Source organism: Peribacillus sp. FSL M8-0224 (genome assembly GCF_038003055.1).
GTDB classification, from domain to species: domain Bacteria; phylum Bacillota; class Bacilli; order Bacillales; family DSM-1321; genus Peribacillus; species Peribacillus frigoritolerans.
This window is the reverse complement of the sequence record NZ_JBBOOJ010000001.1, coordinates 912,062-926,836: the sequence shown is the minus strand read 5'-3', so window position 1 is coordinate 926,836 and position 14,775 is coordinate 912,062. Positions and strand designations below refer to the sequence as shown.

The window sequence follows — 14,775 nt, the reverse complement described above, 5'->3', positions numbered from 1 at the left end:
GGCATTTTTGAAAAATATTGTAGATCCATGGTTCACCGTTCAGGGATTGGACACAAAAACGTTTGCAATCAGTGAATATGGTCATTGGGAGAAAGTTCATTCCTTTTTATTACTTGGTGAGACCCGGGCTGCGTTAATCGACACAGGGTTAGGCATCGATTCGATTAAGCGGATTACAGACCAGCTTACCGATCTTCCGATCATCGTCCTGACCACACACGTTCATGCGGATCATATTGGCGGTCACGGTGATTATGAAACGATTTATGTTCATGGTGATGATGCCAATTGGCTGATTAACGGCATTGAAGGTTTGTCCTTGGAACAAATAAGAAAGAACATGGCCCGGGATATCACATTACCCATACCCGAATCATTCAATCCTTCTACATACAAGCCATACCAGGGGTACCCTGATAGGCTCTTATCGGATGGCGATACGATCGATCTCGGGAACCGCCGTTTAAGCATTTATCATACCCCTGGTCATTCACCTGGCCACATTTCAATTTTGGATGATGAAACAGGTTATTTATTTACTGGCGACCTGCTTTATTCAGATACTCCCGTTTATGCATTTTATCCCTCGACAAGTCCTGAAGACCTTGTGAACTCGTTGGAAAAGATCACAAAGATCAAGGCAGTCTCCAAAATCTATGGCGGACACAACCAACTAGGCCTCGAACCAAAGATCCTTGATGAAGTCCTTGCAGCCATTCAATATCTTAAAGAGAATCATTTGGTCAAACACGGAACGGGAGTACATGCATTCAAAAGTTTCAGCGTACATTTCTAGATAAAAAAGGCATTGCTTTTACGCAATGCCCTCTCGTTCAATAAGTCATGGCCATTGCACCTTGCTTGATCGATCTGCAGGAATGCCTTTCCACAAAATGATGTGGAATGATGGTCCCGGCAGGAGCATCTCCAGTCTGCAGCATATGAATGATGCCCTTAGCGGCCTGATATCCCAAATCAAAAATATTAATATCTACGGAGGTCAGGGCTGGTAATGACAGTTCAGAGAAAAGAACGTTATTGAAGCTGACGATTGACATTTCTTCAGGAGTGCGCACGCCCATCTCGCGAAGTGAATGCACGATGCCAAGTGCCATGAGATCATCACTGACCACCAAAGCGGTAGGTGGTTCATCGATGGATAGTAACCTTTTTGCAGCGGCTTGTCCCCCTTCATGTAAAAAATCTTCATGCAGGGTATATTCCATCCTTCGATCGATTCCAGCCCTCTCCAATGCCCGTTCATATCCTGATAAGCGATCAATGGTCATCATAAGGGATTCATCACCTCCGATAAATCCAACCCTTTCATGTCCTAGCTTTATGAGGTAATCCGTTGCCTGTTCGGCAGCCAAGACATTATCGTTATCAACATATGTTATCTCCTCGATGTAATCATAGGGTTTCCCAATGATCACAAATGGAAAATCCCTTTCCCTCAAATAGGTCAGAATGTGATCGTTCATCCTTGAATACATCAGGATTATTCCATCCACCATCCCCCCCTGCACCATATTCACTACTCCTTCGTAGATTTCATCTTCTGTTTTTCCCGTGCTTAACAACAGGGAATAATGGTTTTCCTGAGCTCCCTCACTTAGACCCTGGAGGATCGTAGGAAAAAAGGGATTTTGATAATAATCATTTGACGAACTTGGCATTACCAAGCCAATGATCCTGGTCGATTGATTGGCAAGACTACGTGCAATGAAGTTTGGATGGTATCCTAATTTAGTCATCGCCTTACGTACCCGTACCTTTGTTTTTTCACTTATCCGAGGATTGTTTGCAATCACTCGAGAAACTGTTGAAGGAGCAACATTCGCTAGCTGTGCCACATCTTTTATTGTGATGGCCATGCATTTCCCCTCTCCCTTCTTAGCCTTTATTGACTTCATTTTAAAAAAGGTGAATACCAATAAACACTTCTCTAATATTCGTTTTATATTTATACATTTTGTATGTATTCATAATACACTCAGTTCAATAGTTATATCCATACTTTTTTTAATGTTTATTTAATTTTTCAGAAAATACTCACTTTTCCGTTTTTTTCATCTAAGATTAAAATCCAAAAAGAAGCTGATGGATAATCAGCTTCTTGAAAAACGACAGGTCTATTGGAAATTAAGAAGTCAGACGACTAACTACATAGGTTTTAGGCTAATTTCCAATCAAGTCTATAGAATCAATAACGATAAATCCTCGTTTCATATGGACGTAAATCAATAAGGGGCACCTCAGGACAATCCTCATAATTAGCAAGCAAAAGTTCCATTTTACCCCAATAAGAAAGGTCGATTTGATGGTGATTCATACTAAAGTTACATACTACCATAACTGAATTATCATTCATGTTTCTTGTATAAATATAAAGTTCGGGATGATCTTCCCATAATAACTCATATTCCCCATAAACAAGGACCTGATGTTTTTTTCGAAGTTCAATCATCTTTTTATAAAAATGATAAATGGATGACGGGTCATTTTTCTGCTGTTCTACATTAATGGCGCGATAATTTGGATTAACCCTCATCCAAGGGGTTCCATGAGTGAATCCGCCATTTTCAAGATCATTCCATTGCATCGGTGTTCGTGAATTATCACGGCCGCTATGCCATATAATGTTCATGATCTCATCATGAGGTCGACCTTTCGAGGTCTCTATCCTATAAAAGTTTTTCATTCCGACATCATCATAATCATCAATCGAATCAAATTGGACATTTGTCATGCCAATTTCCTGACCTTGATAAATAAAAGGTGTCCCTTGCATGAAAAAGTAAAGGGCCCCTATCATTTTTGCGCTTTCCAACCAATATTGATGATCATTTCCCCAGGTGGATACACTTCTCGGCTGGTCATGATTTTCAAAAAACAAAGCATTCCATCCTTTGTTTTTCAGCCCCTTTTGCCATTTGGTCATCGTTCGCTTTAGCCCTTGAACATCAACAGCGTGATTCTGTCCCCTATTCCAAAGACCAAGATGTTCAAATTGAAAGATCATATTGAACTTCCCATTCGATTCCCCGACCCATTCTTCCGCCTGCTCTATCCTGACGCCATTGGCCTCACCGACCGTCATGATATCATACTTAGAGAAAGTCTCTTCTTTCAACTCCTGAAGGTAATCCAGAATCCCGTCCTGATTGGTATGCATTTCAAACGCAGGTACATACTGATGCCAATAAGGATTGGGCATATCCGGAAGGCCTTCGCGCTTATGAATATGCGTGATCGCATCAATCCGGAAGCCATCGATTCCCTTATCGAGCCACCAATTGACCATTTCATATAATGCCTTTCGCACATCAGTGTTTTTCCAGTTTAAGTCTGGCTGCTTTTCGGCAAATAGATGTAAATAGTATTGATTGGTCCTTTCATCGAATTTCCAGGCACTTCCGGAAAAGATGCTTTCCCAATTATTAGGCTCACGGCCGTCCTGCCCATCCCTCCAAATATACCAATCCCGTTTCGGATTATCGCGGGAAGAACGTGACTCGACGAACCAAGGGTGCTCATCACTTGTATGATTCAAAACAAGGTCGAGTATCACCTTCATCCCACGCCCGTGAACATCTTTCAATAACAGATCAATATCTTCGATTGAACCGAATTCATCGGAAACTGCTTGATAATCACTAATATCATAGCCATTATCCGCATTGGGCGATTTATAAAAAGGACAAATCCAAATGACATCTATCCCTAATTCCTGCAGATAGTCGAGCTTTGAAATCAAACCTTTTATGTCTCCGACTCCATCACCATTACTATCCATGAAACTGCGCGGGTAAATTTGATAGCAAACCGCTTCTTTCCACCAGGTCTTATTCATGCTGTAACCTCCCGATCCTGTTTTCCACAAAGCCTTAGGGACAATGTTTGGCGGCTACCGACAATCGAGAGGTATATGATTATTTTGGTTGATTCCGTTTTGAACGTTTAATAACCAAAGCAATGAATATACCAAAAATGAGAAGAACCAATCCTATGACTAACAGGTAAGGAATATTAATAATCGACTTAGGTGACAGCGTATAGACTTCTGTCGTCTCCCTGTCGATTACGATAGAGTAGCTGTTGTCCTTACTGCGGACCAGATCCCCATTCAGCATACCTCTCAACTCTTTATTGCTTTCAAGTTCCTTATCAGTAAGGTTTATCGTTTGAGTTTCAGTCGTATTGTTCATGGCGACGACAATCGTTTCTTCACCATATACACGCTTGAATACCGAAGCTCCACCTTTTTCATATAAAAGCTCCATATCCCCTTTTACCAATGCTGGGTACATGTCTCTAAGATCAGAAAGCTTCGTTATATATTCCACCAATTCCTGTTCTGTCTTAAAATTCATCAACTTATGATTATCCGGGGCAATATCGCCGTTCAAGGCAATTTCCGATCCATAAAATACGATTGGCACCCCTGGCATCGTATATAGATACGACAGGGCCATTCTCCATCTGGAACCTGGATTTTCGTTATGGTCGGCTGCATCCTTTGTAAACCGGGGCATTCCCTCTGTATCCATGAACAAAGCCTGATGGGCATTGCCCCCTAATTTATCTTCGCTTTTCGCAAACGCATTAAAAACAGGTTTCAATTCCTTATCGGGCGCAGCAAATGCTTCACGTAGCTCAGCATTCTGCGGATAAGCCATAAAAGCATCGATACCCGTCTCCTTGTAGCTTGAGATCAATTCCGCATCACCTTGAACATCGCCGATTGTATAGAAATTTGATTTTTCAGATTTGACTGCATCCACAAATTCCTTCCAAAAATCTTTTGCTACGTATTGGACTTTATTTATACGGTATCCATCAATATCGGTTTCCGTTATCCACCATTTGGCAGCATCAAGTAAATATTTCCTTGTTTCCTCATTATCTTGATTCAAATCGGGAAGACCATCAACCCACCCTGTTTCCAAATCCGTTTGGCTACCATCCTTGGAAATCTTTTTTTCTTCATGGAACCATTCTTGTTTTTTTGGATCGTTAAGCCACGCGGAATCAGGGCCCACATTATTTGCTTGAAAATCAATGATCACCTTCATATCGCGTTTATGTGCCTCGTTCACGAGTTTTTTAAACTCTTCCATTGTCCCATAGTGTTTATCCGTTTTATAAAAATCGGCCACCCAATCGCCATGATAGCCATTTGCATCATTAGCGAATATCGGTGAAAGGATAATAGCGGTATAACCCATATCTTTTAAATAATTCAGTTTCTTCGTGACACCTTCGAAATCCCCACCATTAAACGTGGAAGGATCATTCACGTTCGCATCTCCATTATTTTGGGTATCCCCATCGAAAAATCTGTCGACCAATAATGAATATACGATTTCATCCTTCCAAGTTCGTTGTTCTTTTTCAGCTGCTCCTACTGGAATGGCGTAAAAAAGAAGCAACGGAATTAAAGCGAGTGATAACGCTCTTTTTCTCATATCCGTTCTCCTCCTAGCTATCTCTTTACGCCTTTAAGATTAGCCTTTTGACCCCTTAACGTCAAATCCAATTTATAAAAAACTTTACACTTAAGGGACAAACTGGGGATACTGGTTATGGTTACTGAATTGGAAAAGAGCCGAACACGGTTAACGCTCTTTTTTTATCTTCTTGACCGCTTTATCCAAAGCCCTTTTTGGTTTTGCTTTTTGAGTGGTCATTTCATCCATGGCTGAATTCATCGGTCCCCATACTTTATTCATTTCCGGAATATTCGGCACTGGTTCAGCGTATTGTAATTGTATGCTTAAGGCTTGTGCCCTTTCATTTTCTTTGATTGCGGCACTGTGTTTAATTGATTTATTAGGTGGAAATTCCCCTGTTAAATCAAAACGCTTCATTGCATTATCATCATTAGTCAAATATTCAACTAACTTCGTAGACCAATAAGGGTGTTTTGTGAATGCTGTTACATGCCAGCCTTTGATTTCCATGAACGTTTTCATTGGCTGACCATTGGGCAATTCTGGCATGGGGGCAATTCCTGTATCCTTTCGCTCGGTAAATGAGTTCGCGTCACTCATGATAGAAGCCAATTTCCCTTGTAAAAACAACTTCTCGATTCCTGCCTTGTCGCCTTCAGGAATCAAACCCGCCCTATACCATTTTTGGATGTACGCTGCCCCTTTTATGGAACCCTTATTATTCAAACCAATGTCGGAAGGGTCTAACTTTCCATTCTTATCTTTAAATATATAACCTCCCATTCCAGCCATTACTCCATACGAATCATGGAAATCATTCCACTTGCCATAGTAACCATGCACGTTACGCTTTCTTAATTCCTTCGCCATTTTATAAAGGTCATTCATCGTCTCAGGAGCTTTAGCCATCAATTTTTTATTATAAATGAAGACGGAGGTGGTTACGGACTTTGGCAATCCAAAAACCTTATCTTGATACATCTCCCCCCTAATTGAAGGTTCAATGAAGGCATTCAATACCTCATCTTTCACCTTCACTTCCTGAATTAAGCCTTCCTTCACGATTTGCCCGACTTTTTCATGGGAAAAAGTTACGACATCCGGTGCCTTTCCATTTCCGATTGGCCCATCTCGACGAAGTCGTTCATACATCCCGGTAGCCATTTCAAGCTCTTCATGCTCAACTTTGATTCCATATTCTTTTTCAAAGGCTTCAATCACCGGCTTTAGGGCCTCCGCTTTACCTTCTTCCTCCCAAATGATCAATTTTTCCGGCTTCGCTTCATTGCTGGCTTCGTCTTCTTTTTTCTTATCTTCTTTCACTGCTTTATTTTTATTTTCTAAATCTGAACTGGATCCGCAAGCACTTACACTAACAATCAATAATATGGACATGAACAAATGAAAAATCAGCTTCTTCACTTTCATTCTCCTTTTTGCAATGTTTATTCTATCATGTCCAAAAGCACCAAATAATACTGTTTTTCAGTTCAGTACTTCAAATAAAGCCAATTGATGAAAGCGATGCCAAAGCTATTGTTATCATTATATGAACGGCTTTGATTTTTACAACATTTTCCTTGGCGTATTTATTTCCTTGTAGTGATGAACAATTTTTGTTATTTTTTAGTTAATAAGTGCTTCTTTCAATTGAAATTGGGTATATAACCATAATGAAAAAGCACTTAACCTGGCTTAGTACCACTTCATAGAGACCCTCCTCGTAACAGCCGGAAGTTTCCTTTTTCACAGCCCCAAAACTTATAGAATCGGAGTGGTTTTCATGGAATTTTCATCCATACACCATAGACCTAATGACAATTACGGCTATCCAATCAACACTGAAACCCTACATATCCGCCTACGTACGAAAAAACAAGATATCTCCTCAGTTGGATTGATTTTTGGGGATCCTTACATTTCAAATAATGGTCAATGGCAGTACGAGGAACTTCCCATGAGTCTGTCGGGCAGCGATACCCGTTATGATTATTGGCATATCTATGTGAAGCCTCCCTACCGAAGAATTCGATATGGGTTCAAGGTATCGTCAGAAGATGAATGCTCCATTTACACGGAAAAGGGCTTCTTCAAAGAGCCTCCCCGAGATCCCGGATGCTATTTCGCGATTCCCTATCTCCATCAAAATGAAGTTTTCGGGGCACCGGATTGGGTCAAAGATACAATTTGGTACCAAATTTTCCCTGAACGATTTGCGAACGGAAACCCCGCCAACGACCCCGAAGGTGTGAAACCATGGGGAAGTGAAGAACCGGCGGTGGATAATTTTTTTGGCGGGGACTTCGAAGGAATCCTTGAACATTTGGATTACCTGGAGAATCTCGGCATCAACGGAATTTATTTCACGCCTATCTTCCATGCCTACTCCAATCATAAATACGATACGATTGATTATCGGAGTATCGATCCGCAATTCGGAACGAAGGAAACATTGAAAACACTAATAGCCGAATGCCATAGACGGAATATAAGGGTCATGCTGGATGCCGTTTTTAACCATAGCGGCTACTATTTCCCCCCTTTCCAGGATTTACTCGAAAAAGGGGAGAAATCGAAATATAAGGATTGGTTCCACCCACACAGCTTCCCTCTTAAGGGAGGGGAAAGGCCCAATTATGAAACATTCGGTTTTTTTGAATCGATGCCAAAATTGAATACGGCAAATCCGGAGGTGAAAGAGTATCTGCTCGAAGTCTCGGCCTATTGGATCAAGGAGTTCGATATAGACGCCTGGCGGCTCGATGTGGCAAATGAAGTCGATCAGCCATTCTGGCGTGAATTTCGAACAACGGTGAAAAATATAAAGCCTGACCTTTATATTCTTGGGGAAATTTGGCATGACTCCATGCCATGGCTTCGCGGCGATCAGTTCGATGCCGTCATGAATTACCCTTTCACCAACCAGGTCTTTCGCCTGGTCGCCTCACAAACCATCAATGCACGCGAGTTCACTGAAGAAATGACAGCCATCTATCACAGTTATCCAACCAATGTTTTTGACGTGACATTCAACCTTCTTGGAAGCCATGATACACCGCGGATTTTCACGGATTGCGGGGAAGATCTAGCAAGAGCCAAGCTCATTCACGCAATCCTGCTGACATTCAATGGCAGCCCTTGTATTTATTATGGAGATGAAATCGGCTTAACAGGCGGCATGGATCCAGGATGCCGAAAATGCATGGTCTGGGAAGAAGAAAAACAAAACACCGAGCTACTCAATGAAATTAAGGCATTGATCCACTTGCGAAAAGAAGAACGGTTACTTGCCAATGACGGGGAGTTCAAATTCCTTGATACAGCCGGAAACGAAAATATCGTGGCCTACCAAAAGTATAATGAAAAACGTTCTGTCGTGATCCTCATCAATCCGACCGATGCCAAGCAATCCTTTACCCTTCCTGCTGAATTGAAAGGACGTACACTAACGGATTTAAGAACGAAGGAAACCACACAAGTTGGCAAATTTGAATTGGGTGGTTATCAATATAAAATTCTCGCAATCAATCATTGAGGCAAATGAAAACGGGGCGTTGATAATCATCCGCCCCGTTTTTTTCACTCGATTATTTGGATATCATATTCTTTGAACCATACATGGGTCTGTGCCAAATGCGCGAGCAATTGTGGCCCTGACATCAATTGGCCGAACCATGGCACTTTAAAAGCTGCACCCTTTGAATCTACTATATCGGTTAGCTTCTGTTTATCGAAAAATTCATGCAGGATCGAATTTTTATCCGTCAGTAAGTCTTTCAACCACGCCTGCACACGGTCTGTATATATAGGGTTATGGGTTTTTGGATATGGACTTTTTTTACGATACAATACTTCATCCGGTAATAGCCCCTCCAAAGCCTTCCTAAGAATACCCTTTTCACGGTTGCCTTCCATTTTCATTTCCCAAGGAATGTTCCATGCATATTCAACAAGGCGATGATCGGCAAATGGCACGCGCACCTCTAGACTTGCCCCCATACTCATCCGGTCCTTCCGGTCAAGGAGCGTCGTCATGAACCATAATAAATTCACATAGAAAAGCTCTCTCCGTTTTGCCGCTATACCGCTTTCCCCTTCCAATTTAGGCGTTTCGGCAAGGGTGGCCAAATAAGCTTCCTGGGCATATTCCTCCAGCTTCAATTTCTCGCGCCATCCCGTTTTCAATAAAGATACCCGCTCATCCGTAGATCTCATCCATGGAAAACCAGCACGATTCAAATCATCCTCACGGTGAAACCAAGGATAACCTCCAAAAATTTCGTCCGCACATTCGCCGGAGAGGCCTACGACAAAATCCCGCTTGATTTCCTTACAAAACCAAAGTAAAGAAGAATCGACATCCGCCATGCCTGGGAGGTCCCTTACAAGGACAGCTTCCGTTAAATAATTTGTCAACTGCTCTTGAGAGATGACCGATGAATGGTGAACCGTGTTAAAACTATCCGACATCTTTTTAATCCAATACCCATCGGAGTTTGGCTGGAAATCATTTGCCTTGAAATAACGCTCATTATCCTCATAATCAATGGAATACGTATGAAGCTGGCCTTTCCCTTCTTTTTGATAGGCATTTGCAGCAATGGCCGTGATTGCGCTTGAGTCAAGCCCTCCTGATAAGAAGGTACAAAGCGGAACATCGGATACAAGTTGCCGCGTCACTGCATCTTCGACAAGGAAGCGAACCTTCTCGGCCGTCTCATCAAGAGTATCCCGATGTTCTTCGCTTTTCACATTCCAATATCTCCAAATCCGGAGGCCTTTCCTTGATAAAGTTAGCGCATGGGCAGGCCTTAATTCCTGGATATTATGAAATACGCCTGAACCTGGCTTCCGGGATGGACCAACACCAAAAACTTCAGACAACCCTTCGCGGTCAATCTCCGTTTTAACATCCGGATGGGCCAGAATCGCCTTCAGCTCCGATCCGAAAATGAACCCGCCGTCCCTTTCCGCATAAAAGAATGGTTTTACCCCCATGCGATCTCTTCCGACGAATAATTTCTGTTCCTTTTCATCCCAAATCGCAAACGCAAAAATCCCATTGAACAAGTCAATGCATTTTTCTTTCCATTCTATATAAGAAGTTAGCAAAACTTCTGTATCAGAATGACCGTTAAAGGAATATCCTTTTAATAATAGCTGTTTACGAATATCCTCGGTGTTATATAGCTCACCATTATAACAAAGCGTATATCTGCCGTTATCTTGATTTTTCGTCATCGGCTGTTTTCCGCCTTCCGCATCCACAACCGTTAACCGTTTATGACCAAAGGCAACATGGGCTTCGCTCCAAACATTTTCTTCGTCAGGCCCCCGCTTTGCCAACGTTTTTGTCATGTTTTCCAGCGTTTTCGTTTTTGTCCGTAAATCTTTTTGAAAATGCACCCAGCCTGTTATCCCACACATTTTACACTTCATCCTTTCTATCCGGACTATCAAAAATATTGGCTCCCTGTCTTAAAAAGATTTACAGTCCCTAAGTATCGCTCAGCATCATTCCGTAGGGCCACCTGCCAACAACGCCCGGCGTCGTTAATGAATTGTTGAGCAAAGCATCCCGTGTTAAACATAGCCTATGCAAAGACGGAAAGATGGTTATTTGTCCATAATATTTTAAAATATACAGTTATATTTTCATTGGATTTTGACTAAAAAGTAGGTGAGGATTCCACTATTGGAGGTATATGTATGAGTCAGCAACAACGAACTAAGTTAATGAATAGGCAAACAAGAGCTTTTACCGAAGGAACAGTGGAAAATATCAATCAACAATGGATTTTTTTCGATGATGAAACAGATGAGGCCTGCTCCATTGAAGACCACGTTGACAGCATCATCGAAGTGTACAGGGGTGGGCGCTGGCAGCAAGGAGTAATTGAAGAAGAGGGAAAGATCCTGCTTCATCGGGAAATCACCTTCTTAAGGGAAAATGAGCCCATTCGGATACGCAAAAAACTGCTCTACTCTTTTGAACGTTTATTGGAAGAATTGAACGATGATTCCTTTTTCCAATTTGTAACGACATTGAATTCACTTGATTTTTCTATTTATGATTGTATATATAGCTATAACCAGCTCACTTTTTTAAGGGCCGTCCCAAACCAGTCCGGCGTGAATTTCTTCACCTTTGATAACGAGAGCCAAATTTGTCTCGTTCAGCACCATTTTTCATACGGGAAAAAGGATCATGATCGTTTTGAATTCACCCTGAACACCGGAAAAAGGATCGTCATTGAGAAAGTGAATTCACAATAACGGATAAAAGAAAACGGGTAAATGAGATTTCCTCATTTACCCGTCTTTAATTCTGTATTAAAAAAAGTCCATTCCTTGTGGCAGTGAAAGTCCTAAATAAAGGACGAATACAAGCGCTACGATGAACAATATCCACATGGCACCTGTGCTTTTTCTTTTTTTCGTACGGACCAGCACCATTTCCATCGCCGCAATCACGATGATACCAACAATCATTTTTACTGCATAGGCACCAAAATCAGTGATCAGCATGCCGCCAGTAAGGAAAATCAATAAATAGAACAACCGTGTTATCATATGTAGCATTTTCGCTTTCGGGTTTGCACCTTTAAGCATCGAATATGTGACAAAGAAAAGAATGATTCCGATAACCCAAGCTGTAATATGCATATGTGTCATTTTTTTGCCCCCTCGTTCAGTTTCCATTTCATCATATCATAGGCTTTTACAAAAAAACAAAACTAAGTATCCACCTGAATGGGTAAAACCAACAATTTAATGAACATCATTTACATTTCTTCTTAACTGGTCCCTACCTGCGCATGACCGGCTTTTTACCATACGTAAAAAAACGCCATATATATTCAACCGGTCCGTATTTATACAGGCCCATCCACAATAAGGAAAGCAGGATTTGCAGGCAAAACAGGGCTATTAGAAAAACAAATCCTGTAGTATATGAGACTGATCCATATAAACCAAGGCCATATGAATAAAAAATGCCCGTACATACCATCGATTGGAACAAGTAATTGCTCATCGACATCCTTCCGATATACGAAAGCGGATGTAACAGGCGGGAAGCCCCTGCCCGTTCCGCCAAAATCGTGATTGCCGTGATATAAAAAATCGTAAGTAACGGTCCTCCCAAATAATCCTGGACGAATATCGTTCCAAAATGGTATACCGTCACATATGGCAGCATCTTAATTGACATGCCCAATAGCAAGCTTACGATCGATATCGCTTTCAATTGTCGTTTATATTGGGTTGGATTTTGGAGAAAGCCCTGTTTTGCCACGCCTGCTCCCATTAAAAAAAACGGAAAAATCGATAAAAAAAGGATAATGGCATTAAAAGGGTTGTTCACCATATACCAATCCAACGCCCTTTGATTCATCAGTTCCGTAAATGTACCAGATTGATAAACTTCCAAAGACTGTTTCATCATCGCCGAATCAGTCGTGATCGCCATCCCTTCACTATCAAAAATGCCCATTATAAGAAATAGAGAACCCAATATCGCAAAAGGCAGGACATAACAAACCGAGCCAAGCAGAATTAAATTCCGGCCCTTCATCTTATAAAAAAACAAAAGTGCAAACCCAAATACAGCATAATTAATGAGGATGTCCCCATGCCAGATGAAGAAAGCATGAATGCAGCCAAGTATCAGCAGGAAACTTAGCCTTTTCATATATAGTAACGGAAATGATATACCCTTTTCTTCACTCCTTACTGCCAAAATGATTGCCCCGAAACCGAACAGAAAGGCAAATAACGGATAAAAGCTGGCCTGTGCGACTATATCACTGAATCTGTACAATATCCCATCCCATCCTCCTGCCCACCGCTTTGCACCATCTATGTACAAGAGCGGGGAGTGGAAAGATGGCATATTCACTAAAAAAATCCCTAAAATGGCTAATCCACGTAAAATATCGATGCTTACGATCCGTTTACTTTCCTGCAATGGTACCATCGCGCCCTTCATAGGTACACCCTCTTTCATTCATACAGATTTAACATCTTTTCTATATCTCCATTACATCACTTTTAACTTTCGTGACCGCTTTTTGCTTTTTTATCAGTATGACAAACAAGCTGCCCAATAAGCAAAAGATTCCAGCAAGGAAGAATGCCCATGTATAGGAGTTGAATATTTTGAAGATAAGCCCTCCACCGTACGCCGCCACTGCTGCACCCACCTGATGGGCCGCGAATATCCACCCGTATACGATCCCGCTTTTCTCCAAGCCAAATACTTGCCTTGAAATGCTTATGGTCGGAGGAACGGTCGCTATCCAATCCAAGCCATAGAAAACGGAAAAGATAATCAATAGACCGATAGAACCTTCATTTAATGCAAAAGGAAGTAATACGAGGGAAGCACCCCTTAGAGCGTAATACCAAAACAACAGCCAACGGTTATCAAAACGATCTGATAGCCATCCGGATACAGTCGTACCAATCAAATCAAAGATTCCCATGAAAGATAGCAGTGATGCTGCCGTCACAACCGGTAAACCAAAACTAATGCAGTAAGAAATGAAATGTGTCCCGATCAACCCGCTCGTTGAAAGTCCGCATATAAAAAAGCTACCTGCCAATAACCAGAATTCCTTCACTTTCACTGCTTCAATCAACGACTGAAAAGCCATGACGATGGGGTTCTTATTTTGGACTGTAACAGCCTCCTGCTTTTCCTCTTCCAATCCATACGGAAGAGTGCCCACTTCCTTCGGATTGTTTTTCATGAATAAAAAGATGATTGCCAGCATGATCAAGCTAAGGATCAAAATTAATCCAATCGCCCATCTCCACGAATAACTCTCAATGATGATGGCTAAAACCGGAAGTAAAATGAGCTGGCCCGTGGCCGTACTTGCCGTAAGTATCCCGACCGCCAGCCCCCGCCTCTTCTCGAACCAACGATTTGCCACATATGGGCTCAATACCGTTAAAAACACTCCAGAACCCAATCCAATGATAATTCCCCAAATTAAAATGAGCTGCCACTCATGCTGCATGAAAAAAGTGAGGAGAATCCCTGCCAATAAAGTGGACATGGCCGCTACCATCATTTTCTTCAATCCAAGCACTTCAATTAGGGCGGCCATGAATGGACCCGATAATCCATAAAGAAAAAGACTTATGGCAAAGGCTAAAGAAATGACGGACCGGTCCCACCCGAACTCATTTTCAAATGGTACGATGAATACTCCCGATGATGACCTAACGATACCGGCTACAATAATCGAGAAGAATGTTATGATTAAAATAACCCAGCTATAATGAATACGTTTCAATGCTCTCCCCCACA

At 41.7% G+C, this 14,775-nt stretch carries 11 protein-coding genes; 3 read left to right on the top strand and 8 right to left on the bottom strand.

All coding sequences use genetic code 11. The annotated features are described in order from the left end of the window. The first annotated feature begins 16 nt into the window (after nt 1-16). Nucleotides 17-796, top strand: a complete 780-nt coding sequence (locus MKX49_RS04435; RefSeq protein WP_340878466.1) for an MBL fold metallo-hydrolase — start codon at nt 17-19, stop codon at nt 794-796. Between the two features lie 37 nt (nt 797-833). On the opposite strand, the gene MKX49_RS04430 is transcribed toward MKX49_RS04435, so the two are convergent. The 4 genes from MKX49_RS04430 to MKX49_RS04415 all read right to left on the bottom strand — a co-directional run bounded on the left by MKX49_RS04430 (nt 834) and on the right by MKX49_RS04415 (nt 6,884). Next, complete coding sequence (locus MKX49_RS04430) at nt 834-1,877, bottom strand: LacI family DNA-binding transcriptional regulator (RefSeq protein WP_034314582.1); 1,044 nt, start codon at nt 1,875-1,877, stop codon at nt 834-836. A 329-nt stretch (nt 1,878-2,206) separates the two neighbouring features. Then, nucleotides 2,207-3,856, bottom strand: coding sequence for a glycoside hydrolase family 13 protein (locus MKX49_RS04425; RefSeq protein WP_127777117.1), 1,650 nt, complete (start codon nt 3,854-3,856; stop codon nt 2,207-2,209). Nucleotides 3,857-3,935: 79 nt separating this feature from the next. Further along, on the bottom strand, nt 3,936-5,471 hold the full coding sequence (locus tag MKX49_RS04420; protein WP_340875243.1) for an alpha-amylase family glycosyl hydrolase: 1,536 nt from the start codon (nt 5,469-5,471) through the stop codon (nt 3,936-3,938). 150 nt (nt 5,472-5,621) lie between these two features. After that, the gene (locus MKX49_RS04415; RefSeq protein ID WP_340875241.1) at nt 5,622-6,884 is read right to left on the bottom strand and encodes an extracellular solute-binding protein; all 1,263 of its coding nucleotides are present in this window, start codon (nt 6,882-6,884) and stop codon (nt 5,622-5,624) included. A 355-nt stretch (nt 6,885-7,239) separates the two neighbouring features. Between MKX49_RS04415 and MKX49_RS04410 the strand changes: the two genes are divergently transcribed. Continuing rightward, entirely contained in the window at nt 7,240-8,991 is a 1,752-nt protein-coding gene (locus tag MKX49_RS04410; RefSeq protein WP_340875240.1) for a glycoside hydrolase family 13 protein, read from the top strand. A 44-nt stretch (nt 8,992-9,035) separates the two neighbouring features. On the opposite strand, the gene asnB is transcribed toward MKX49_RS04410, so the two are convergent. After that, nucleotides 9,036-10,883 (bottom strand): asparagine synthase (glutamine-hydrolyzing), encoded by a 1,848-nt coding sequence (gene asnB / locus MKX49_RS04405; RefSeq protein ID WP_340875238.1) that lies wholly within the window; start codon nt 10,881-10,883, stop codon nt 9,036-9,038. A gap of 282 nt (nt 10,884-11,165) precedes the next feature. Between asnB and MKX49_RS04400 the strand changes: the two genes are divergently transcribed. After that, a complete protein-coding gene (locus MKX49_RS04400; RefSeq protein WP_020018810.1) occupies nt 11,166-11,732 on the top strand; it encodes a DUF2777 domain-containing protein in 567 nt (188 codons plus the stop codon). A gap of 57 nt (nt 11,733-11,789) precedes the next feature. Here MKX49_RS04400 and MKX49_RS04395 read toward each other — a convergent pair whose 3' ends face one another. The 3 genes from MKX49_RS04395 to MKX49_RS04385 form a co-directional block, all read right to left on the bottom strand. Further along, a complete protein-coding gene (locus MKX49_RS04395) occupies nt 11,790-12,131 on the bottom strand; it encodes a YisL family protein (protein WP_048686864.1) in 342 nt (113 codons plus the stop codon). 133 nt (nt 12,132-12,264) lie between these two features. Continuing rightward, nucleotides 12,265-13,446 carry a DUF418 domain-containing protein gene (locus MKX49_RS04390; RefSeq protein ID WP_340875236.1) on the bottom strand — a complete coding sequence of 394 codons (1,182 nt, stop codon included), beginning with the start codon at nt 13,444-13,446 and terminating at the stop codon, nt 12,265-12,267. Between the two features lie 40 nt (nt 13,447-13,486). Continuing rightward, nucleotides 13,487-14,761 (bottom strand): MFS transporter, encoded by a 1,275-nt coding sequence (locus tag MKX49_RS04385; RefSeq protein ID WP_340875235.1) that lies wholly within the window; start codon nt 14,759-14,761, stop codon nt 13,487-13,489. Nucleotides 14,762-14,775 lie beyond the last annotated feature (14 nt).

Excerpts from the sequence above, each read along its gene's own strand:
- MKX49_RS04430 (WP_034314582.1), bottom strand. The coding sequence starts at position 1,877 with ATGGCCATCACAATAAAAGATGTGGCACAGCTAGCGAATGTTGCTCCT.
- MKX49_RS04425 (WP_127777117.1), bottom strand. The coding sequence starts at position 3,856 with ATGAATAAGACCTGGTGGAAAGAAGCGGTTTGCTATCAAATTTACCCG.
- MKX49_RS04420 (WP_340875243.1), bottom strand. The coding sequence starts at position 5,471 with ATGAGAAAAAGAGCGTTATCACTCGCTTTAATTCCGTTGCTTCTTTTT.
- MKX49_RS04415 (WP_340875241.1), bottom strand. The coding sequence starts at position 6,884 with ATGAAAGTGAAGAAGCTGATTTTTCATTTGTTCATGTCCATATTATTG.
- MKX49_RS04410 (WP_340875240.1), top strand. The coding sequence starts at position 7,240 with ATGGAATTTTCATCCATACACCATAGACCTAATGACAATTACGGCTAT.
- asnB (WP_340875238.1), bottom strand. The coding sequence starts at position 10,883 with ATGTGTGGGATAACAGGCTGGGTGCATTTTCAAAAAGATTTACGGACA.
- MKX49_RS04400 (WP_020018810.1), top strand. The coding sequence starts at position 11,166 with ATGAGTCAGCAACAACGAACTAAGTTAATGAATAGGCAAACAAGAGCT.
- MKX49_RS04395 (WP_048686864.1), bottom strand. The coding sequence starts at position 12,131 with ATGACACATATGCATATTACAGCTTGGGTTATCGGAATCATTCTTTTC.
- MKX49_RS04390 (WP_340875236.1), bottom strand. The coding sequence starts at position 13,446 with ATGAAGGGCGCGATGGTACCATTGCAGGAAAGTAAACGGATCGTAAGC.